Raw genomic sequence first — 21445 nt, forward strand, 5'->3', positions numbered from 1 at the left:
ATCCTCGCGCTAATGCCGCGGGTACCGCTCGATCCACGCGTCGCCGAGCGCGCTCAGCGCCGAGTGCCGGTCGAAGTGCCAGTACGCGTCCGAAGCGACCTGCTCGACCAGGTACCGCAGCTCCAGCTGGTCGACCCACTTCTGCGGCAGGCCGGGGATCCCGGTGCGCGCGCCGAGCAGGGCACCGGCGATCGCCCCGGTGAGCGCGCTGCGGCCGGAGTGGTTGACCGCGCGGAGCAGCGCTTGCTCCGGGTAGTTCTCGAAGCCCGACAACGCGGCGAAGGCGCGGCCGAGCACCGACAGCGTGGTCTTGCCGTCGCCGATCAGTTCGGGCATCCGCAGGTCGGGCAGCCCGTGCTCGCCGAAGAACGGCACCGACTCGGCGACCATGTCCTTGATCGCCGACCACTCCGGGCCCTGCTGGAACTGGTTGTCCGGGTTGAGCACCTCGCGGCTGGTGTTCCAGATCGGGAAGCTGAACGCCTCCTTGGTCAGCGCGTGCTCGAACAGCCAGGTCAGGTAGGTCGCGGCGGCCAGGTCCTGCTCTTCGGGGTGGGTGACGCCGGCCAGCTCCCGCACCGCCTGCCGCGCCCCGCCGGAGAACCCGCTGCCGGGCCCGGCCATGGTCAGCGCGGCGGGCAGCGCCGGGATCAGCGCGGCCGGGCCGCCCATCGGCGGCGCGCCCGCCGCCAGGGTCGCGAGCTGGTGGTAGGCGTTGAGCTCGGCGTCGTCGATGTCCCGCCGGGCGTGCAGGTCCGGGACCTGCACGAGCCAGCCGTCCGGCGCGTCCATCGGCGCGCCCTGGGTGCGCAGCCAGCGCTGCAGCGCCCCGCGGACGACGTCGGGGAACAGCTGCTCGGCCTCGCGGGATTCCGGCTGCTCGCGGTGCGGGCTGCGGATCGCCGCCTCGGTGTAGAAGAGCAGCCGCTGCGTCAGCGAGCCGATCCGGCCGGGCTGGTCGTACGCCGGAATCAGGTCGGTGACGCCTTCGATGCCGAACTTCGCGTGGATGTCGTGCAGCATCATCCGGTCGACGGCCGCGCCGAGGGCCTCGCCGAGCGCGAAGCCGACGTACGCGCCCGTGACGCGCTGCCAGCCGTAGCGGTAGCCGTCGAGGTTCCGCTCGAAGTACTTGCCGAACGTGTCGAGCCGCGGCACCGTGCGGCCGGCGTTGTCGTACGCCGGGGCCAGGCCGTTCGCGCGCAGGTCGTTGGGCTTGCTGCGCGGCGGCTCCGGCATGCTCAGCCGCTTCAGCCACGACTCGCCGAGCACGGTCTTCGCGCACTCCTCGGCGGTCAGCTCGAAGCCGCGCCGCCGGGCCTTCTCGGCCGCGGCCAGCGGCGGCTTCACCGGGTCCGGCAGGCCCATCCGGGCCGCGGTCTCGGTGGCGACCCGGATCAGGTCTTCTTCCGCCTCCGGGCAGCGGCCGTGCACGTCGATGCGCGGCTCGTGGCGCGGGAACCGCTGGACGATCTCCGCGAGCTCGCCGCTGGAGACGTCCTCGATGGTCGTCGGGCCGCCGTTGATCACCAGGTTCGGCGGGTGCTCGAACTCGGCCAGGGTGGCGACGTCGACCTTCCACCAGCCGTGCTCGCGCGCGGGCAGGTGCCGGGTCGAGCTGAACACCTTGAGCTCGTTGCGCTCCTCGGCGAAGTAGAACCGGTCGGTCTTTCCGGTCTCCAGGTCGAGCGGGACGTACACCTCGCACCGGATCAGCCCGATGAGCAGCAGCTCCCGGGTCAGCCAGCCGACGCTGCCGAACGACAGCAGCGTCTCCAGCGTGTTCTCCGGTTTCGGGTAGCCGCGGCGGATCGGCCCGGCCTTGTACTCCGGGTTCTCGCGCTCTTCGCCGGTCTGGTTGCCGTCGGCGTCGACCTTCACCCAGCCGGCGACGGCCTGCAGCGGCACGCCCAGCTCGCCGAGCCCGGCCTTGACGTACTCGGGGTCGACGACCTCGCGCCAGTTCTCCTGGCCGGGGAAGGCCACCGGCACCGACAGCCCGCCGGGGTGCGGGTGCGCCTGGCGCAGCTCGCCGTCCGGCTCGCGCACGACCACCGACGGCGGCGGGAAGATCTCCTTCTCCGGCCGGCCCTCGTCGAGGAAGGCGATGGTGTTGTAGGGCACCGACCAGCCCTCGGGGATGCGCAGGACCTTCTCGGTGTCCACCCGGAGCCCGGCGGGACCGGAGACGTCCGGGCCGTGCACCGCGCGCAGCCACTGGCCGACCTTGGCAATCGCTTCCGCCGCTTCCACCTACTCGATCCTCTCCAGGCTTCCGTCGGACTCGTGCTCGGCGATCGTCTTCGGCAGCACGAAGGCCACCGCGCCACCCGGCAGGTTCGCCCACGGAACCGTGATGCCGGTGATCACGTGCAGGGGGCGTCTGAGCCGGTAGCTCCGCCGCACCCGTTCGCGTTCGAGCGGCAGCGACGTCGTGGCGAACCGTACCTCGCCGTGGTGAACGAGGTTGCCGGGTTCCTCGCCGAAGCGCAGCACGACCGTACCCGCCACCAGCCTGGTGATGCGCTTGTTGCGGAGCAGGGTGAGGGGAGGCTCACCCGGCGCCGGGTGCACCGGCCAGTCGTCGAGCTCCTTCGCGGTTTCCAGCGGTGTTTCGTGCCCGGCGGTCATCCGGGCGGGGTGCAGCAGCAACGCGCCCAGCAGCTGCTGGGCGGCGTACTCGAGCCGGGCGAAGTACTTCGGTTCACGCGGCTTCCCACCGGCGTAGGCGGCGACCTCCCAGCCGTCGGGCGTGTAGTTGAGGCACCAGGCGCCGTCGGCCCGCTCGCCGACCCGGTACGCCTCGGGCCACACCCCGTGCTCGCCGAGCCGCTGCACCAGCACGATCAGCAGCTCTTCGTCACCGAGCTGCGGGTCCGGCGTGGTCTCCAGCTCGGCGGCGACGTCACCGGCGGTCTTCTTCACGTCGGCGCGGCCCGGCTTCGGCCGCGGCTTGCCCAGCAGGTCCGCCTCGGCGGTCCGCCGGACCAGCGGCTCGACGTACGGCGGCTGGAAGTGGTGCCGCCGGATGTGCGCGACCAGGTCCGGCTCCGGCGGCACGCCGTGCTTCGCGAGCAGCAGCGGGACGGCGTCGGACCAGATCCACGTGCCGTCGGTGTGGAAGCGCTCGTCCTCGGTTTCGTGCACGACGGCCTCGCGCTCGAGGTACTGCAGCACGAGCGGCACCTCGGTGTCGGTCAGCGGCGGCCGTTCGACGTCCGGGCCGCCGGTGTCGGCGTGCCGGAACACCACGCCCAGCGGCAGCTGCGCGCGCAGCCGCCACCAGTCGGGGATGTGCTCGTCGGCCCGCGGGAACGCGGCGAGCTCCTCCGGCCAGGCGGCCGGCTCGGGCGCGTCGGTCCACAGCGGATCGTCGTCGAGCGCGAAGTCGAAGTCGAAGCTGCCGTCCGGGTTCAGGGCGAACCGCGCCTGCAGCCAAGTGCCGCGGCCTTCGGTGTACATGCCGGCCCGCAGTTCGGTGAAGAGGCCGATCAGCTCGTCCGGTGTCGCCGTGTTGTGGCCTGCGGTTTCGGTGTGCTTGCCGACCTGCCGGAAGTCCGCGACGGCGGGGACGGCGGCGTTGACCCGGTGCTCGCGCACGAGCTTTCCCAGCCGCACCAGGAGAGTGCGCTGCTCGTCGGGCGAAAGTCGATGTTCCACGTGAATCATTGCGCCAAGGTCGAGGTGTAGCCGAAGGTCGGCGGTTGCCCGGCGTCGAGGCGCGCGAACTCGTCGTCCCACATCCGGAAAGTGCGGCGGTACAGCGAAACCTTGAGCGCGGCCTCCTCCCGGCCGAGCGGCCGTCCCTGCTCGCGGGCCACCGAGTGCATGGCGCTGATCGTGTCGTAGAGGGCGAAGATCGGGCCGTCGCCGCGGAGGTACTCGCGCCGCAGGTCCTCGGTCCGGATCACGAACTCCTGCTCGGTGAGCGGGCCGATGTCGCCGGCCTGCGCGAAGAGGACGTCGTCGATCTTGGTGTTGTCCTCGACGAACCGCCCGGTCCGCCAGTCCAGGATGGACCCGGCCAGCCCGCCGTCGGCCGTCTTGTCGAGCCGGTACGGGCTGTCGTGGTGCCGGAAGTACGCCGGCGTCTCGATCGTCATTGCTCCGGCCTCTTGTTCAGCGCTTCCCAGAACTTCTCCCGCTCCCGCTTCAGCAGGGCGTTGATCAGGGCTTGCTCTTCCGCGGTGTACGGCCGCGCCCGCTTCTTCCCGGTTTCGGGATCGGGCCCGGGACCTTCGTCCACGGCCCGGGCCTTGATGTCCCGGCGCACCTCGTAGAGCGCGTGATCGTAGGCGGACACGGCGTCGACCGCCTTGAGGTGCAGCCGGAACTCGGCGACGTGCCCGTCGATCCGGACCTTCATCTGCAGGTCGCTGTACCCGGCGGGCTGCGGCTTCACGAACCGGTCCTCGAACTCGACGATCTCGATGTCGTCCCGCGCCCGGATCTTTTCCAAGGCGGCGTACAGCATCTCGATCTTGTCGAAGCGGACGATGCCGCCGGCGATGTCGGTCAGCCGCGACGGGTCACCGCCGTAGTTGGACTCGATCTTGTCCTCGGCGCGGCCCCGGCCCTTGAGCGTCTTGCGCAGGTCCGGCTCGCCTTCGGTCTCGGCCGCGATGTCCGGCACGACCTCGCGCAGCTTCGCCATCGCGACCTCGGCGCGTTCGTAGACGTTGTCCAGGTACTTCTTGAACTCCGTCGCGTTGCCGAGGTGTTCCCGCGGGTACGGCGGCTGACGGCGGTCGGCGTCCTCGTACCGGGCGTTGTCCGCGGTCGCTTCCTCGGACACCCGCCGCTCGGTCTCGCCCAGCTCGATGTGGTGGGGCTCGGCCGGGATCTCCTCCGGCAGCGTGCCGTGCTCGCGCTGCTCGTGGACGTCCTGCAGGGATTCCTCGAAGATCCGCACGGCCTCGTCGTGCGCGAGCAGGTTGCCCAGCGCGAGCGGGCGCTGGGCCAGCGAGTCGGCGATGTAGGCGTTGGCCTCGTCGCCGAGCAGCCGGACCAGCTCGGGCCGGTTCGGCAGCTGCGCTTCGAGGTAGTCCTTGAGCGGGCCCAGATCGTGGGCGCGGCCGAGCTCGTCCTTGGCCTCGACGTGCGCGTTCGCCAGGTCCGGGTGGGCCAGCGCGGCCTGCAGGTCCTCCCGGGCGAGGAAACGCTCCGCTTCGGCGTGCGCGCCCACCGGCTCCGCGGCCCCGTAACCGCCGCCGTGCGCCTCTCCCGGGTCGTGCTCGCTGTGGCTCTCGGTCCGGGCGTGCACCTCGTCCGGCGTCCCGATGTGCATCAGCTTGACGCTGTTCGCCGGCTGCGGCAGGTGCATCAGGTCGCCGGACTGCGGGTCGATGAACGCGACGCCCTCGCGGGTGTGCACGACCATCGCCACGTGCCCGTACTCGACGCCGTTCGGGCCCGGGTACTTCACCGCGACGACGGCGTGGTGGTCGACCGGCATCCCGCGCATCTCGCGGATGACGTCGTCGTAGCTGCCGCGGGCGGAGAACGTCTGCCCGAACTCGCCCTCGAGGTGTTCGAGCGTGCCGCGGCTGCCCATTTCGTGCGGCAGGATCGGTTCGGCCGTCGTGTCGACACCGCGCAGCTGGTCCATGTACGCCCGTGGACCGCGCGTGCAGTTCGTCATGTAGCCGTTTTCGAGGGCGCCCGGCTGGTGGAAGCCCGGGTTGACGTCGCGCAGGTGCGGGTGGCGGTCGTGCACGTAGGCCGCGCGCTCCGACGGCGTCGTCCCGCCCGCGTGGATGGCGGGCTCGGCGGGCGGGTTCGTCGCACGGGCCAGCCGCGAGTAGTCGTGCACCGACACCGGAGGCGGCGGCGGTTCCGCGGGCGTGTCCTGCACGTCGTGAACCGACGGCTCGTGTGGCGTGACGTGCTCGGGCTCGCCGAGACCGCCGAGCCGTTCCATGATCGCGGCCTGCCTGCGGCGTTCGAACTCGGCGGCGTTGTGGTCGTTCTCGGCCCGGCGCTCGGCCATCTTCTCCCGCGCGGCCTCGGGCTCGAGGTAGCGCGGGTGGCCGGGCCCGATCTCCTCGGCCACGATGACCCACTTGCGGCGGCCGTCCGGCCCGATCTCCAGCCGCTTTTCGTGGACCAGCAGCTGGGTTCCGGGCGGCGACAGCGCCTCGCGCTCGCCCGGGTTTTCGGCGAGCTTCGAGATGTCGCGCAGGTTGTCCGACCGCACGTGCAGCTCGATGTCGTCGCCGAACTTCGACGTCGAGAACTCGTCGGTCTTGATCGACGCGCTGGAGAACGCGGGCTCGACGATCACCGAGCCCGGCTCGTACGGCCGGGCGACCAGGTCCGCGAGGTGCGGATCGCCGCCGACGTCGTAGGCGCGGATGGTCTCGCCGGACTCGGGCGTGATCTGGTTGAGGCCGTCCACGATCGCGCGGGTGTTCTGCTGCGCGAGGTCGAAGCCGGGGTGCCCGGGGCCGCGGCGCAGGGCCTCGTTGACGTCGTAGGCGTACTCGCCGCGGGTGTAGCCGTGCAGCGCGACGGCGCCTTCGTCGCTCACCGGCAGCCCGGCGGCGTCCCGGCGGGCCAGCGCGCGGTCGTGGACCTGCTGGTAGATGTCCTCGTCGCCGACCGCCCGGCGGATGCTCTCGTGGTCGGCCGGGGTGCCGCGGTGCTCGCCGTCGAAGAGGTAGCCCTCGTCGTGCGCGATCCGCTCGGCGGGCGGGTTGAGCCGGTCACCGATGGCGACGTGCTGCGCCTCCCCGCCGCCGAGCGGCGTGGTGTGGATCCCGGTGGCGTCGGGCGGCAGTTCGGCGAGCCGCCCGGTGACGGGATCGGCGAACAGCACCCCGTGCTCGGTGTGCACGGCGGCGATCAGCCGCGACTGCCCTTCGGGCGTCTCGAAGGCGACGGCGGACCGCGCGCCGACCGGACGTTCCCCGAGGTCACGGGCAACGTCGTCGAAGCTCCCCCGGCTGTCCCACTGCCCACCGAGGCTCTGCTGCCGGGCCGGCCCGGCCACGACGTCCTCGCCGTTCATCCGCCGATCGAAGGCGACTATCGCTTCGGCGGCGTTGGTCCGGTAGCCGTTTTCGAGGCCCTCGGGGCTGTAGTGGTTGCGGGTGTTGACCCCGGCGAGCTCGGGAACGGCGTCGCGAAGAAGACGCGCGTGCTGCTGCGGCGTCTCGACGGACCCGGCGTGCAGCACGGGCGGCCCACCGGGAGCGAGCGGCTCGGCAAGCCGAGCCCACCCACCTTCGGGCTCCCCGGTAGCCGGCGGCCGCCGTTCGGGCAGCGGTTCGGCGCCCGGCGGGTCGAAGGCGTTGAGCTTGCCGGCCAGGTCACCGCTGGGCTTGTACTCGGGGTGCTCGGCGTAGAACTGCTCCAGCTCTTCGTCGGCTTCACGCTGACGGCGTGCTTCGTCGGCGCGTTCCTCGGCCCGGCGCTGCTCGATGGCCTCCCGGGCATCGGCCTCACCGAGGTGCCCCGGCTCGCCGGGCGCGACCTCTTCGGCGTGCACGATGTAGTGCGGCTCGCCAGGCTGACGCGGGTTGGCGTTGGGGTGCCCGGGGCCTTCTTCGATGCCCGTGATCTTGAATTGTGTCCCGGCCTTGAAGAGGACTTCGTGCTCGTCCTTGATGCTGGCCAGGTCCTCGACGTCCCGCCCGGTCTTGGACTGGATCCGCATCTCGACTTCGCCGGGGAACCGGCTCCGCGGGTGCTGCGCGTCGACCTTCGAGGAGCTGAGGAACGACGGTTCGGTGATGTGCGCGCCCTCGTGGAACCGGGCAAGGAAGGCCTGCAGCCCCGAGAGATCGCCCTTGAAGTCAACCCGCCGCGACACGATCCCTTCGTGCGGCGGAAGTTCGTTCAGCCCGGAGACGAGCGCCGCGGCCTGAGGAGCGAGGTGCGGAAGCTCGGGGCTGCCCATCCGAAGGGCGTGGTTGAGCGGACCGACCATCTCGTAGCGCGTGTAGGCGTGCACGGCAACGGCCCCGGCATCGGACATGCCGGGGTGGGCGGCGTCGCGCTTGGCGAGCGCCTCGCGGCGAACCTGTTCGTGCCGCCACTCGCCATCGACCTGGCTGTGGCGCCCGGAGTCCATGAAGGTGTCTTCGATCCGCCTGATGCCGGCGGGATCATCGGTGTGGAACCGAGGATCGGTGAGGTAGGGCTCGTCCAGGCCGGGCTGGCCGTAGTCATGAGGCGTGGCGGGGTCTTGGCCGGCCGGGATTTCGTCGGCGTGGTCCTGCGGAGTTTCACCCCCGGCGGTGGCTTGCTCGCTCGGCCCCTCGTGACCGGGCGCGCCGTGATCGGCCGGACGTTCCGGCGCCGGTTCACCTGCACGGTCCCGCTCCGGCGTGTGCTGGTCAGGCCGCTCGCCTGCGGCTTGCTCTGCTGGGCGCTCGCGTCCGGCCGGGTTCTCGTCGGCCAGGTGCCCATCGCCAGGCGTTCGCTGCTCGGCCGCGTTTTCCGGGGCGCCTGCGCGATCTTGCTCGGGCGTGCGGCGATCCTGCTGCTCGCCAGCGGCCGAGTCGTCGTCAGCCGGCCGCTCGCCGGCAGGCTCAGCCGGGCGTTCCGGCGCCGGTTTGCCTGCGTGATCTTGCCCGGGCGCGCGCTGATCGGGCCGCTCGGCGGGCGAGTCCCGGTCGACCGGTCGTTCGTCGGCCGGCCGTTCTTGCCCGGCGGCAGGCTGCTCGGCCGGCGCACCCGAGTGCTGGTCCGTCTGCTCGACCGGCCTCTCGCGCACGGGCGACTGCTCGGCCACCGGCGGTTTCGCGGACTCGGCAGCAGGCTGCTGGGACGGCCGCGGCTGCTCCAGCGCACGATCCACCGGCCGCGGCGGCTCGAAAGGTCCCCGCGGAGGCAGGTGCTCCTGCGGCGGCCCGAACCGAGGCGGCGGAACCTGCGACCCCCCACCCGGCCAAGCCGACCCCACCCGAGGATCGTGCGGCGGCCGCCCACCCGGCGGAGGCGGCGTCGCCGGCCGTCCACCGGGATGCGACCCGGACCCCTGAGGACCACGAGGCTGATTCGGATACCCACCCGGCCGCTGCCCTCCGGAAATCGGCGGCCGAGGACCACCCTGCGGAGGCATCCCGGAGTGCGCTCCACCATGCGACGGCACCCCCGGATGAGGCGGCACCCGCCGCGCATCTTGCGGCGGCAACCCCGCCGCATGCGGCTGACCCCCAGGCCCAACCTGCCCAAGAGGCGGTCGCATCCCAGGCGCCAACGGAGGCTGCCCACCCGGCCCCGACTGCCCACCATGCGGCGGCACCCCACCGGCCGCCTGCCCACCAGGTTGACCGGCTTGCCCGCCGCGCGGCACGTGCCCACCAGCCTGACCGGCCGGTCCGCCATGTGGCGGCTGCCCACCGAGCTGACCGGCCTGCCCACCGTGCGGCGGCTGCCCGCCAGACTGACCGGCTTGCCCCCTGTGTGGCGGCTGCCCACCAGGCTGGCTGGCCTGGCCACCGTGCGTCGGCTGCCCGCCGGGTTGACCGTTTTGGCCACCGTGCGGCACCTGCCCGCCGGATTGACCGACCTGCCCGCCATGCGGTTGCTGCACACCGGGCTGGCCAGCCTGACTTCCGCCCGGCACCTGTCCGCCGGGCTGACCGGCTTGCCCACCGTGCGGCGGCTGGCCGCCCGGTTGCAGCCCGTGCGGAGGTTGTCCGCCCAAGTGATCCGCTCGCCCGCCAAGCGGCTGCCCACCGTGCGGTACTTGCCCACCGTGCGGCGGCTGCCCACCCAGTTGCGGCCGGTGCGGAGCCTGCCCGCCCGGGTTATTTGCCTGCCCGCTGTGCTGCGGTTGCCTGTGCGGTGGCTGGCCGCCGGGTTGGTTGGCGTGTCCGTTGAACGGGGGCTGCATGCCGTGGGGCGGCTGACCTGCGGGACCGAGCGGCCCACCGTGCCTCGGCTGTCCACCTGTCTGGCCGACATGCTGCTGGCCACCCGGTTGTGCGCCGTGCGGTATGGCTCCGGCGGGCTGCCCGGGGTGCGGTTGGGCACTCTGCGGCGACTGTCCACCGGCGTGCGGGTGACCGGCCGGCTGCCCAGGCTGCGGGGGGCGCGGCGGCTGGCCTCCCGGGCGGTACCCGCTCGGCGGCTGACCACCCTGCAGCATCCGGCGAGGGTCCGGTGGCTGGGCCCCCGCGACCGGCGGCGCACTCGGGCCGGGGCCACCTGGTCGTCCCGGGCCACCGCCGTTCGGCATGGCCGGCGGTGGTGGGAATCCTCCCGGTGATGGCGCCTGCTGCGGCGACGGCCCGTTCGGCAACGGCGCCTGCCCGCCATCCGCCGCGAACGGCTGGCTCTGGCCGCCCGCGAAACCTGCCGCTCCCACGTTGTCCTGCGGGCGTCCTGCGCTCAGGCGTCCCTGCTCCGGGCTGAACCCCGGTGGCGGGGCCATTCCGTAGCCACCCTGGGACGCGCTCGACGAGGCCGCCGGGGCCTCCCGCTGCTCCGCGGCCGGCCGGGACACCTCGGGCGCCGGCTGCCCGCTCTCCGCGCGCTGCGGCTCGGGCTCTCGCCGGACGTCCGGCTGCCGCGCCTCCTGGCCCCGCGAAGGCTCCGAGACCTCGCTGCGCGCCTCGGGACCGGAGCCGGCTTCATGACGAGCCGGCGGGGAGGCAGCCTCACTCCGCGACGCCGGCTCCGAAGAGGACTCACGACGAGACTCCGACGAAGCCCGATCCTCGGGCTCATTCCGCGGCCCGGCCTCCGAGGACTCGCGACGCGTTTCAGGCTGCGAGGAAGGCTCCCCCCGCGTTCCGGCCTCCGAAGATTCGGGCTGCGAGGAAGCCGCCTGCCGTGCTGAAGGCTCCGACGATTCCCGAGATCCAGACTCCGAGGAAGCCTCATTCCGCGCCGAAGGCTCCGAGGAGCCTTCATCCCGGCTGGACGGCTCCGACGGTGCTTCCTCCCGCGACGATGGCTCTGGAGAAGACTCATCCCGGCTGGACGGCTCCGACGGTGCTTCCTCCCGCACCGAAGGCTCCGAGGAAGCCTCATCCCGACCGGACGGCTCCGACGACGATTCCTCCCGCGCCGAAGACTCCCGAGACCCAGACTCCGAAGAAGACCCATCAGCCCGCGGGATGTTCGCCTCGTGAACCGAGTGCAGCTGCTCCTTCGCGCCCCCGACCGCGCCCCCCACCGCGCCGCTCGAAGCGCCCATCAACAACTGCTCCGGCGTCAACGACCCCAGATCGCCGGTCACCGCCGCCTGGCCGACCGTCTGCGCGACCCCCTCGACCGCGCCCCGCGCCCCCGCCCGCATCGCCGCGTCCGCGACCTGGCCGCCGGCGCTGTGCGAAAGCCCCTCCGTCGCCCCGCGGCCGATCGACCCCGATGCGGCTCCGACCACTCCGCCGACCGCTCCGGAGATCGCCGCGTCGGAGGTCTTCGACCAGTCCCAATCCTTGCGGTCACCCTTGGCCATCTGCAGGCCCTGGATGCCCGCGTCCATCCCGAGGTTGATCGCCTCGTTCTTCAGGATCTCCATGCCGATCTTCTTGAGACCCTGCTTGAGCAGCTTCTCCAGCAGCTCCTTCGCGACCTGCTTGAACCCCTGCTGCGCCAGCTTCTCGAGCAGCTGCCGGAACAGCATCTGCACGGTCATCCGGGTCGCGATCTGGGCCGGCGCGATGCCCGCCGTCGAACCGCCGAACGTCACGGCCGCCGCCGCGATCATCGCCGCGATCTGGGCCGCCAGGACGATCAGCGAAATGATGATCATGTACTTCGTGTACTCGACGTCCAGCGCCGTCTGGTCACACGAATCGCCCAGGGCCTTCGCCGCGTCGGTCAGCTGCTTGAAGTACGCCTCGTCGCCCTCGACGAACTTCTTCCACTGCTCCGCGAACGCGTCGGCGCCGTCGCCCGTCCAGTTGTCGCGGATGCCCGACGCCGCCTGGTTGCCCGTCTCCGCCACTGGCGCGATCGACGCCGACGCCGTGTGCCAGGCATCCCGCAGCGCGCGCAGCTTGGTCTCGTCGCCCTCGGGCCAGCTCTCCCCGACGACGATCGGCAGCAGCCACTTGACCGCGTCGGGCATCTCCATACCCACGCGTCAATGCCCCTTGCCGAGCTGGGACGTCACGTCTTCGTCGGCCCCCGACAGCGCCTTCATCGACTTGCTGACGTTCTGCTGCATCCCCCGCAACCCCGCGACGAGGTTGGTGAAGCCTTCGACTGCGCCCTGCGCGCCCGGCACGTAGTCCTTGGCGAACTCCTTGCCGGACTCGTCGCCGCCCCAGCACTCGCCCTGCGCGGCGAGCGCGGACTGCAGTGCCTTCGCTGCGTTGTCGAGGGCGTCGGCCGCCGTCACCAGGCCGTTCGACGCGCGCAGGACCGCGTCCGGCTCCGCGGTGAACCCGGAACCCCCAGCCGGCATCAGTCGCCCCTCGTCATCCAGGACGACGGTGGCTCCTCGTCGTCGTCACGCGGCGGGCGGACGCGCTTGGGAGCGGGCTTCGGGGCCGGCATCGGCGGCGCCTGCTCGTTGCGCAGGATCGAACCGCCGTCTTCGAACGACTCCGGCCGCGGCGCGGGCGGCGGTTCCTCGTCCAGGAACTCCGGGATCGGCGGCACCAGCCCGGCCAGCGACGGCGCGCCCTCGACCAGGTCGGCGAGGTCGGGCAGGCCTTCGGTGATCGGCGCCATCAGGTCGGCGATCTTCTGCTTGACCTGCAGCGATCCCTGGCGCACCAGCGTCTGGACGGTGTTCGCGAGCTGCGCGGGCGTCGTGCGTTCGAAGGTGTTGGGGGCGAACTCGAGCTTGGCGAGGCTGCCGCCGGCGTCGATGGTGGCGCGGACCAGCCCGTCGGGCGAACTCACCTGTGCGGTGGTTTCGGCGGCCGCGGCCTGGGCGTCGCGCAGCTGCGCTGTCTGCCGCTCGAAGTTCTCCAGGAGGGTGTCCATCCGGTCCTTCATCGCGGCATTGCGTGCTTCCAGCTGCGCACGGTCGTCGCCCGCGGTGGTCACAGGTGCCCCCGGTGTCCCTCGAACCTACTAATGACTGCCCGTCACCCTAATGCCAATGGAGCAGTCATCGTGACCGGTTCGGGTGTTTGCGTCAGCGAATCGCGCGCCTCCGGGCGAGCGCGTACCCCGCTCCGCCGACGAAGTAGCAGACCGTCGCGGCGATGAGCAGACCCGGCGAACGGCCGTCGTCCGGCACGACCAGCGCGCCCAGGGAAACCGCCGCGACCTGCGTGATGTTGAACAGCGTGTCGTACAGCGCGAACACCCGGCCGCGGGCTTCGTCGGCGACGTCGAGCTGGATCGACGAGTCGACGCAGAGCTTGAGCACCTGCCCCGCCCCGGTGATCACGAACGAGGCGAGCAGCGCGAGCGGCAGCACCATCGGCAGGCCGAACGCGGACTGCGCGATCGCCGCCAGCAGCAACGCGCCGAGCACCGCGCGCAGCCTGCCGAACCGGCGGATGATCCGCGCGGTCAGCAGCCCGGCCAGCAGCAGCCCGGCGCCGGCGAGGACCGCCATCTGCCCCAGCCCGGGCAGGCCGGCGCGGAAGACGCCGTGGTCGGTGAAGTAGTTGCGCATCAGCAGCACGGTGACCAGCAGCGACACCCCGAACGCCGCCCGGTGCGCGAACAGCGCGATGAACCCGGCGGTGACACTCGGCGCGCGCCACGCGTGCCGGGCACCGTCGGCCAGCCCGCGAGCGACGGCCAGCACCGGGTTCGGCGGCTCGTCCACCACGGTCGGCCCGAGCACGCCGCGGGCGAAGCCGCGCGCGATCAACGCCGAGACCAGCGTGCCGAGCACCGCGAACGCCGTCGTCTCCGCCGAGCCGACGTCGTTGCTGCCGAACAGCGCGCGCAAGCCGATCGCGCAGCCACCGCCGATGACGGCGACCACCGAGCCGAGCGTCGTGGCGAAGGCGTTCGCCGTCACGACGCTCTCTTCCTCCACGACGTGCGGCAGGGACGCCGAAAGGCCCGAGCCGATGAAGCGGGAGATCCCTTCCGCGGCCAGGGCCAGCGAAAACAGGCCGATGCCGCCGAAACCGAGCCCGACGGCAACGGACGCGCAGGCGATCGCCAGCCCGCGCAGGAGGTTCGCGAAGATCAGGACTTTCCGCCGGTCCCACCGGTCCAGCAGCGCACCGGCGAACGGCCCGACGACCGAGTACGGCAGCAGCAGCGCGGCGAACCCACCCGCGATGGCCAGCGGATCGGCGGCACGTTCGGGGTTGAAGAGGACAGCGCCCGCGAGGCCTGCGCGGAAGACGCCATCGCCCCAGCTCGCGGCGAAGCGGGTGAAGAGGAGACGCCGGAAGTCGGGGTCCTTGAGCAGTTCCCGAGGGCCTCTTCGCACGGTCGCCGAGTGGGCGCTGATCGTCACGAAGCCAAGGGTAAGGGGCGCGCGTGGGAGATCGGTCAAGAGAACGGGTGGCGCAGCCGCCGAACAGGGGTGGCCGGCGCACTGAGGTCGCCTCTCGGCGGCTATGCGCAGTGTGGCTCCAGCCGGACGGTATTCCACAAAGGCGGTTCTTCAGTGAGCCCGGGGGACACGGAGTGCGCCGGCCACATGTTTCAAACGAGGCTCGTGGGGCGATTGTTCCCGAGCCGAAGTAATTCGCCGGGCCAAGGGTGGGATCATGGGTCGCGTGCCAGCGGACGCCGAGGTTGAACCGGGAACGCTCCTGGTCGCCGCCCCCACCATGGTCGACCCCAACTTCCGCCGGACCGTGGTGTTCGTCATCGATCACCGCGAAGAGGGCACGCTCGGCGTGGTCCTGAACCGGCCGAGCGACGTCGCGGTGCACGACGTGCTGCCCAACTGGGGTGGCCACGTCGCCGAGCCGCAGGCGGTGTTCGTCGGCGGTCCGGTCGAGAAGAAGACCGCGTTGTGCCTGGCCGCGCTGCGCACCGGGGAGACGGCGGCGAGCGTGCCGGGGGTGATCGCGGTCCGCGGCCCGGTCGCGCTGGTCGACCTGGACACCGATCCCGAAGCGCTGGTGCCGAAGGTCCGGGGCGTCCGCGTCTTCGCCGGGTACGCGGGCTGGGACTCGGGGCAGCTGGCCGGCGAGATCGAGCGCGACGACTGGGTCATCGTCCCGGCGCTGCCGAGCGACATCCTGGCCTCGCCGGACGGCGACCTGTGGAGCCAGGTCCTGCGCCGTCAGGGCATCCCGCTGGCGCTACTGGCCACCCATCCGGGCGACCTCCAACGGAATTAGGCCTCGTCCTTCTTGAAGACGCCGCAGCCACCGGCGCCGCACGCGCAGCCGCTGCAGCCGGCCGGCGCCGCGGGAGCCGGGGCGGGCACGGTCAGCGCGGCCCGGTTGCCCAGCACGCCACCGCCCATGACCAGCAGCACCAAGGCGAGCACGCCCGCCAGCGCGGCGGAGATCAGGCCACCGGTCGTCGGCATGGCCAGCCCGGCCAGCCCGGTGAGCACGGCGATCGCGCCCCCGGCCATGGTCGGCAGGCTCGCGACGCGGTTGGCCAGCTTGAACGCTTCTTCGCTGCGGAGCGCCGCCTCGGTGCGCACCCCGGTGCCGCCCTCGCGCGTCAAGCGCTCGCGGAACCCGAGGAACCCACCAAAACCGACGAGCAGACCCAGTACGACCGGAACCAGCGCGATAGCGAACACGGGTCAAGGATAAGCGTGACGTCCCGGCAACCTGCCGGATACCCTGATCGACTGTGCTACAGGCCATGTCACCGCGTGTACTGCCCACCGTCCTGGCCACTGCCCTGATCGGGGGAATCCTCGCCGCGGCTCCGGCCGAGGCCACCCAGAGTCACGAGCGGCCCATCCGGCTGCTCGGCGAAAAGATCGTCCCGAACGCCCTGCCGTTCCAGGGCACCACGGTCGGCGGCCTGTCCAGCATCGACTACGACCCGCGGACCGGCGGGTACGCCCTGATCTGCGACGACCGATCGGCGATCAACCCCGCCCGGTTCTACACCGCGACGTTCCCGGTCACCGCCCACGGCGTCGGCGACGTCACCTTCACCGGCACGAAACCGCTGCTCCGCCCGGACGGCACGCCGTACCCGCCGCTCGCGCAGAACGACCCGTCGAAGCCGCAGAACGAGCAGACGATCGACCCCGAAGAGCTGCGCGTCGACCCGTGGACCGGCGATTACTACTGGTCGCAGGAGGGCGAGCGGACCGCGACGACGTTGATCGACCCGTCGATCCGCGAGGCCCGCCGCGACGGAAAATACGTCCGCGACCTGCCGATCCCCGCGAACGAGAAGATGACGCCGACGGCCGGACCACGGCAGAACCTCGTGCTCGAGGGCATCACGTTCACCGGCTTCGGCTCGCTGCTGGCCAGCGAGGTCGAGGGCCCGCTGCTGCAGGACGGCCCGGAGGCGACCACGACCACCGGCGCGCTGTCGAGGATCACCCTGCAGGCGCGGTTCGGGCCGGTCCTGGCCCAGTACGCCTACCCGCAGGAGCCGCTGTTCGCCGCGCCCGTGCCGTCGACGGCGTTCGCCACCACCGGCGTCTCCTCGATGCTGGCCGTCGACCAGGCGGATCCGACGAAGTTCCTGATGATGGAGCGCTCGTTCAGCACCGGCGTCGGCAACAAGGTGCGCGTCTACGAGATCGACACGACGGGCGCGACGAACGTCCTGAACGTGCCGTCCCTCGCCGACGCGAAGCACGTGAAGCCGGTCAAGAAGCGGTTCCTCTTCGACGCGGCCGACCTCGGCTTGTCCACTGTAGACAACCTCGAAGGCATGACCTGGGGGCCGAAGCTGCCGGACGGCGAACGCAGTTTGATCTTGGTCAGCGACAACAACTTCTCCGCGACCCAGGTCACCCAGTTCGTCGCACTGGCGGTCCCCTCGGAACGGCTTTGACCAGCAAGTTACGATATGCACATGAACACGGCTCGGCTGCTCCTTAGCCTGCCGCGCTGACCGGGTCCGGCCCGGCCGGCGCGGCGACCCCTCATGCCCTGGTGGCTGAGGGGTCGAGTTGTTTCTGGAGCGATCGACGAAGGATGACGGCGATGACCGAGACACCAGGGACGCCCATCGACGTCCCGGCGCACCGCTACACGGCCGCGCTGGCGGGTCAGATCGAGCAGCGCTGGCAGGACCACTGGGCCGACCAGGGGACCTTCCACGCGCCGAACCCCGTCGGGCCGCTCGCCGTCGAGGGGCAGCCGGTGCCCAGCGACAAGCTGTTCGTCCAGGACATGTTCCCGTACCCGTCGGGCTCCGGCCTGCACGTCGGGCACCCGCTGGGCTTCATCAGCACCGACGTCTTCGCCCGGTACCACCGGATGATCGGGCGCAACGTGCTGCACACGATGGGCTTCGACGCGTTCGGCCTGCCGGCCGAGCAGTACGCGGTCCAGACCGGGCAGCACCCGCGCAAGACGACCGAGGAGAACATCCGGACCTACCTGCGCCAGATCCGGCGCTTGGGCCTGGGCCACGACGAACGCCGTCGTATCTCCACGATCGACCCCGAGTACTACCGCTGGACGCAGTGGATCTTCCTGCAGATCTTCAACAGCTGGTACGACACCGAGGCGGGCAAGGCGCGCCCGATCGCCGAGCTGGAGGCCGCCTTCGCGGACGGCTCCCGGCCGACGCCGGACGGCCGTGACTGGGCGTCGCTGAGCGCGTCCGAGCGCAAGAAGATCATCGACGACCACCGGCTGGTGTACATCTCCGAAGCGCCGGTCAACTGGTGCCCGGGCCTGGGCACGGTGCTGTCGAACGAAGAGGTCACCTCCGAGGGGCGCAGCGAGCGCGGCAACTTCCCCGTCTTCCGCCGCAACCTGCGGCAGTGGATGATGCGGATCACCGCGTACGCCGACCGCCTGGTCGACGACCTGGACCTGCTGGACTGGCCGGAGAAGGTCAAGTCCATGCAGCGGAACTGGATCGGCCGCTCGCACGGCGCCCGCGTCACGTTCAAGACCGGCGAAGACGCGATCGAGGTCTTCACGACCCGCCCGGACACGCTGTTCGGCGCCACGTACATGGTGCTGGCGCCGGAGCACCCGCTGGTCGACAAGCTGACTGCGGCTTCCTGGCCTGAGGGCGTCGACTCGCGGTGGACCGGCGGTGCCGCGACGCCCGCCGAGGCGATCAAGGAATACCGCGTCGCCGCGTCCCGGAAGTCCGAGCTGGACCGGCAGGAGAACAAGGAGAAGACCGGCGTCTTCACCGGCGCGTACGCGACGAACCCGGTCAACGACAAGCAGATCCCGATCTTCGTCGCCGACTACGTGCTGATGGGCTACGGCACCGGCGCGATCATGGCCGTCCCCGGCCAGGACGTCCGCGACTGGGAGTTCGCCGAGAAGTTCGGCCTGGACATCATCCGGACCGTCCAGCCGTCGGAAGGCTTCGACGGCAAGGCGTTCACCGGCGACGGACCGGCGATCAACTCGGGCTTCCTGGACGGCATGGACGTGGCCGAAGCCAAGAAGACGATCATCGACTGGCTGTCGGAGAAGGGCGCCGGCACCGGGACGGTCCAGTACAAGCTGCGAGACTGGCTGTTCTCGCGCCAGCGCTACTGGGGCGAGCCGTTCCCGGTGGTCTACGACGAGGCCGGCGAAGTCCACGCCGTCCCCGAGTCGATGCTGCCGATCGAGCTGCCCGAGGTCGCCGACTACTCGCCGGTGACGTTCGACCCGGAGGACCGCGACTCGATGCCGTCGTCGCCGCTGGCGCGCGCGACGGACTGGGTCGAGGTCGAGCTGGACCTGGGCGACGGGCCGAAGAAGTACCGCCGCGACATCAACACGATGCCGAACTGGGCCGGTTCGTGCTGGTACCAGCTGCGTTACGTGGACCCGACGAACACCGAGACGTTCTGCGCGCCGGAGAACGAGCAGTACTGGATGGGCCCGCGGCCCGGCGAGTACGGCGCGGACGACACCGGCGGCGTCGACCTGTACGTCGGCGGCGTCGAGCATGCAGTTCTGCACCTGCTGTACTCGCGGTTCTGGCACAAGGTGCTGTTCGACCTGGGGTACGTGACGTCCAAGGAGCCGTACCGGAAGCTGTTCAACCAGGGCTACATCGAGGCGTACGCGTACACGGACGCGCGCGGCGTCTACGTCCCGGCCGAGCAGGTCGAGGAGCGCGACGGGAAGTACTTCTTCAACGGCGAAGAGGTCACCCAGGAGTACGGCAAGATGGGCAAGAGCCTGAAGAACGTCGTCACGCCGGACGAGATGGCCGAGAACTACGGCGCCGACACGTTCCGGTTCTACGAGATGGCGATGGGCCCGCTGGCCATGTCGCGCCCGTGGGCGACCAAGGACGTCGTCGGCGCGCACCGGTTCCTGCAGCGGCTGTGGCGCCTGGTGGTCGACGAGACGACCGGCGAGCTGCGGGTGTCCACTGAGGACGCTTCCGAGGCGGACCGGAAGGTGCTGCACCGGACCATCGCCGGCGTCCGCGAGGACTACGCGGAGATGCGGTTCAACACGGCGGGCGCGAAGCTGATCGAGCTGAACAACCACGTCACCAAGGTGTACGGCGCGGCCGCGTCGACGCCGCGTGAGCTGGCCGAGCCGCTGGTGCTGATGCTGGCGCCGCTGGCCCCGCACATGGCGGAGGAGCTGTGGCACCGGCTGGGCCACGTGGACTCGCTGGTGCAGGGCCCGTTCCCGGTGGTGGACGAGAAGTACCTGGTGGAGGATTCGGTCGAGTACCCGATCCAGGTCAACGGCAAGGTCCGGTCCCGGGTGACGGTCGCCGCTTCCGCGTCTCAGGACGAGGTCCAGGCGGCGGCGCTGGCGGACGAGAAGGTCGCGGCGATGATCGGCGACGGCTCGCCGCGCAAGGTGATCGTGGTGCCCGGGCGGCTGGTCAACATCGTCCTCTAACGCGAGGGCGGAAAGGCGCCAGTACTCGGCGGTCATCCCCGATTTGATTGAGCTGTCAACGAAAGCGGCTCGATCGAAGGAGAACCGGGGATGACCCTCGACGGCAAGGTGGCACTGGTGACGGGCGGCAGCCGCGGCATCGGGGCGGCCACGGCACTGCGGCTCGCCGAGGACGGCGCGGACGTCGCGCTGACGTACCAGCACAACGGCACGCTGGCGGCCGAGGTGGTCGACAAGATCAAGAGCCTCGGCCGCCGCGCGCTGGCGGTCCAGGCGGATTCGGCGGACGCCGCGGCGGTTTCGGCGGCGGTCCGGGCGACCGTCGCGGAGTTCGGACGGCTGGACGTGCTGGTGAACAACGCGGGCGTCGGGTTCGTCGGCGCGTTCGGCGAGACTTCGCTGGAAGACGTCGACCGCGTCCTGGCGGTGAACGTCCGCGGTGTGTTCGCGGCGACCCAGGCGGCGGCCGGAGTCCTGGCCGACGGCGGCCGCGTGATCACGATCGGCAGCTGCGTCACCGACCGCGTGCCGGGCCCGGGCATGGCGCTGTACGCGACGAGCAAGGCAGCGATGGTGGGCTTGACCAAGGCGCTGGCGCGCGAGCTCGGCCCGCGCGGCATCACGGTGAACCTGGTCCACCCGGGCCCGACGGACACGGACATGAACCCGGCCGACGGCCCGTACGCGGCCGACCAGCGCGCCCTGACGGCGTTCGACCGCTACGGCTCGCCGTCGGAGGTGGCTTCGGCGGTCGCGTACCTCGCCTCACCCGGAGCCGAGTACGTGACGGCGGCGGTCCTGTCGGTCGACGGCGGCCACGCGGCCTAACCGGTGTAGAGCCCGATCTCCCGCGCGAGGTCCGCGAGCATCGCCTCGAACAGGACGTCCGGCTTGGCCATCGGGATCGGGTAGTTGCCGAAGACCTCGAGCGTGACGTGCCCGTAGATCCGGGCCCAGAACTGGATCATCAGGTACGTCACGCCGAGGTCGATCTTCTCGACCGGAACGCCTTGATCGGACTCGACGAGCACCGCGACCAGCGACTCCTGGAAGGTCTTCAGGTCGTCCCGCAGCTCATCGGGCACGCTGCTGGCCGAGGGCAGCACGACGTCGTGCCGCGCGAGCACCCGCCCGGCAGCAGCCAGGAAGATCCGCCCGAACGGCTCGTCGACCCGGCTCAGCGCACTCCCCGACGTCGACCCGATCCCGCCGGTCGGCGACGCGAAGACCAGCGTGAATTCCTTCGTGTGGGTGAGCGCCCACCGCCGGAAGCCCTTGCAGATGGCGAACAGCTGCAGCACCCCGTCGTCCGGCAGCTCGGCGATCTCCTCGGCGAGATCGTCCGCCAGGTCGGCGCAGACGTCCAGCCGCAGGTTCTCGACGAGGTCATCCCGAGACTCGTAGTACCGGTAGAGCGCGGGCGCGGTGATCCCCAGCTCCCGCGCGATGGCACGCAGCGTGACCGCCTCCGGCCCCTGCTCGACGAGCAGTCTCCGGGCGGTCCGCCGGATGTCCTGTTCGGTAGCCGCACGCGCGCGACCCCTCCGAGTGGGGTGGCTCATCCGAACAGTCTAAGTGCTTAGTACGACAGATCTTGCATTAACGCCATTTCCGCCGTAACG

The 21445-nt window shown here is 71.3% G+C and carries 14 protein-coding genes; 5 read left to right on the plus strand and 9 right to left on the minus strand.

Going from position 1 to position 21445, the window contains the following annotated elements; genetic code table 11:
- Nucleotides 1-9: 9 nt before the first annotated feature.
- The 4 genes from HUT10_RS27595 to HUT10_RS27610 are packed head-to-tail and all read right to left on the minus strand — an operon-like array spanning nucleotide 10 to nucleotide 8074.
- The gene (locus HUT10_RS27595) at nucleotides 10-2253 is read right to left on the minus strand and encodes an ADP-ribosylglycohydrolase family protein (RefSeq protein ID WP_176173861.1); all 2244 of its coding nucleotides are present in this window, start codon (nucleotides 2251-2253) and stop codon (nucleotides 10-12) included.
- Nucleotides 2254-3669 (minus strand): TNT domain-containing protein, encoded by a 1416-nt coding sequence (locus tag HUT10_RS27600; RefSeq protein WP_254897060.1) that lies wholly within the window; start codon nucleotides 3667-3669, stop codon nucleotides 2254-2256. It lies immediately after the preceding gene.
- Nucleotides 3666-4103, minus strand: coding sequence for a hypothetical protein (locus HUT10_RS27605; RefSeq protein ID WP_176173862.1), 438 nt, complete (start codon nucleotides 4101-4103; stop codon nucleotides 3666-3668). Before HUT10_RS27605 ends, HUT10_RS27600 begins: the two co-directional genes overlap by 4 nt.
- Nucleotides 4100-8074, minus strand: a complete 3975-nt coding sequence (locus HUT10_RS27610; RefSeq protein WP_176173863.1) for a toxin glutamine deamidase domain-containing protein — start codon at nucleotides 8072-8074, stop codon at nucleotides 4100-4102. Before HUT10_RS27610 ends, HUT10_RS27605 begins: the two co-directional genes overlap by 4 nt.
- Nucleotides 8075-9238: 1164 nt before the next feature.
- Between HUT10_RS27610 and HUT10_RS27615 the strand changes: the two genes are divergently transcribed.
- Nucleotides 9239-10219: a hypothetical protein gene (locus HUT10_RS27615; protein ID WP_176173864.1), complete on the plus strand. Its 981-nt coding sequence runs from the start codon at nucleotides 9239-9241 to the stop codon at nucleotides 10217-10219.
- A gap of 1827 nt (nucleotides 10220-12046) precedes the next feature.
- Here the strand turns inward: HUT10_RS27615 and HUT10_RS27620 are convergent.
- The 3 genes from HUT10_RS27620 to HUT10_RS27630 all read right to left on the minus strand — a co-directional run bounded on the left by HUT10_RS27620 (nucleotide 12047) and on the right by HUT10_RS27630 (nucleotide 14344).
- Nucleotides 12047-12370 carry a WXG100 family type VII secretion target gene (locus HUT10_RS27620; RefSeq protein WP_176173865.1) on the minus strand — a complete coding sequence of 108 codons (324 nt, stop codon included), beginning with the start codon at nucleotides 12368-12370 and terminating at the stop codon, nucleotides 12047-12049.
- Nucleotides 12370-12960 carry a YbaB/EbfC family nucleoid-associated protein gene (locus HUT10_RS27625; RefSeq protein ID WP_254897061.1) on the minus strand — a complete coding sequence of 197 codons (591 nt, stop codon included), beginning with the start codon at nucleotides 12958-12960 and terminating at the stop codon, nucleotides 12370-12372. Before HUT10_RS27625 ends, HUT10_RS27620 begins: the two co-directional genes overlap by 1 nt.
- A gap of 91 nt (nucleotides 12961-13051) precedes the next feature.
- Nucleotides 13052-14344, minus strand: coding sequence for an MFS transporter (locus tag HUT10_RS27630; RefSeq protein ID WP_254897062.1), 1293 nt, complete (start codon nucleotides 14342-14344; stop codon nucleotides 13052-13054).
- A 256-nt stretch (nucleotides 14345-14600) separates the two neighbouring features.
- Between HUT10_RS27630 and HUT10_RS27635 the strand changes: the two genes are divergently transcribed.
- Entirely contained in the window at nucleotides 14601-15182 is a 582-nt protein-coding gene (locus HUT10_RS27635) for a YqgE/AlgH family protein (protein WP_176173866.1), read from the plus strand.
- Here HUT10_RS27635 and HUT10_RS27640 read toward each other — a convergent pair.
- Complete coding sequence (locus HUT10_RS27640; protein WP_176173867.1) at nucleotides 15179-15598, minus strand: SdpI family protein; 420 nt, start codon at nucleotides 15596-15598, stop codon at nucleotides 15179-15181. The genes HUT10_RS27635 and HUT10_RS27640 overlap by 4 nt on opposite strands.
- A 65-nt stretch (nucleotides 15599-15663) precedes the next feature.
- Here HUT10_RS27640 and HUT10_RS27645 point away from each other — a divergent pair, with 65 nt between their 5' ends.
- The 3 genes from HUT10_RS27645 to HUT10_RS27655 all read left to right on the plus strand — a co-directional run bounded on the left by HUT10_RS27645 (nucleotide 15664) and on the right by HUT10_RS27655 (nucleotide 20651).
- Entirely contained in the window at nucleotides 15664-16824 is a 1161-nt protein-coding gene (locus tag HUT10_RS27645; protein WP_176173868.1) for an esterase-like activity of phytase family protein, read from the plus strand.
- A gap of 152 nt (nucleotides 16825-16976) precedes the next feature.
- Nucleotides 16977-19823, plus strand: a complete 2847-nt coding sequence (gene leuS / locus HUT10_RS27650) for a leucine--tRNA ligase (protein WP_176173869.1) — start codon at nucleotides 16977-16979, stop codon at nucleotides 19821-19823.
- A 90-nt stretch (nucleotides 19824-19913) separates the two neighbouring features.
- Nucleotides 19914-20651, plus strand: a complete 738-nt coding sequence (locus HUT10_RS27655; protein WP_176173870.1) for an SDR family oxidoreductase — start codon at nucleotides 19914-19916, stop codon at nucleotides 20649-20651.
- Here HUT10_RS27655 and HUT10_RS27660 read toward each other — a convergent pair.
- Entirely contained in the window at nucleotides 20648-21385 is a 738-nt protein-coding gene (locus tag HUT10_RS27660) for a TetR/AcrR family transcriptional regulator (protein WP_176173871.1), read from the minus strand. The genes HUT10_RS27655 and HUT10_RS27660 overlap by 4 nt on opposite strands.
- Nucleotides 21386-21445 lie beyond the last annotated feature (60 nt).

Source organism: Amycolatopsis sp. Hca4, assembly GCF_013364075.1.
Classification (GTDB): domain Bacteria; phylum Actinomycetota; class Actinomycetes; order Mycobacteriales; family Pseudonocardiaceae; genus Amycolatopsis.

What these genes read in the sequence shown, in the direction of transcription:
- HUT10_RS27660 (WP_176173871.1), bottom strand. Translation starts at nt 21,385, where the DNA reads ATGAGCCACCCCACTCGGAGGGGTCGCGCGCGTGCGGCTACCGAACAG.
- HUT10_RS27600 (WP_254897060.1), bottom strand. Translation starts at nt 3,669, where the DNA reads ATGATTCACGTGGAACATCGACTTTCGCCCGACGAGCAGCGCACTCTC.
- HUT10_RS27655 (WP_176173870.1), top strand. Translation starts at nt 19,914, where the DNA reads ATGACCCTCGACGGCAAGGTGGCACTGGTGACGGGCGGCAGCCGCGGC.
- HUT10_RS27610 (WP_176173863.1), bottom strand. Translation starts at nt 8,074, where the DNA reads ATGGACTCCGGGCGCCACAGCCAGGTCGATGGCGAGTGGCGGCACGAA.
- HUT10_RS27615 (WP_176173864.1), top strand. Translation starts at nt 9,239, where the DNA reads ATGCGGCGGCACCCCACCGGCCGCCTGCCCACCAGGTTGACCGGCTTG.
- HUT10_RS27635 (WP_176173866.1), top strand. Translation starts at nt 14,601, where the DNA reads ATGGGTCGCGTGCCAGCGGACGCCGAGGTTGAACCGGGAACGCTCCTG.
- HUT10_RS27605 (WP_176173862.1), bottom strand. Translation starts at nt 4,103, where the DNA reads ATGACGATCGAGACGCCGGCGTACTTCCGGCACCACGACAGCCCGTAC.
- leuS (WP_176173869.1), top strand. Translation starts at nt 16,977, where the DNA reads ATGACCGAGACACCAGGGACGCCCATCGACGTCCCGGCGCACCGCTAC.
- HUT10_RS27620 (WP_176173865.1), bottom strand. Translation starts at nt 12,370, where the DNA reads ATGCCGGCTGGGGGTTCCGGGTTCACCGCGGAGCCGGACGCGGTCCTG.
- HUT10_RS27645 (WP_176173868.1), top strand. Translation starts at nt 15,664, where the DNA reads ATGTCACCGCGTGTACTGCCCACCGTCCTGGCCACTGCCCTGATCGGG.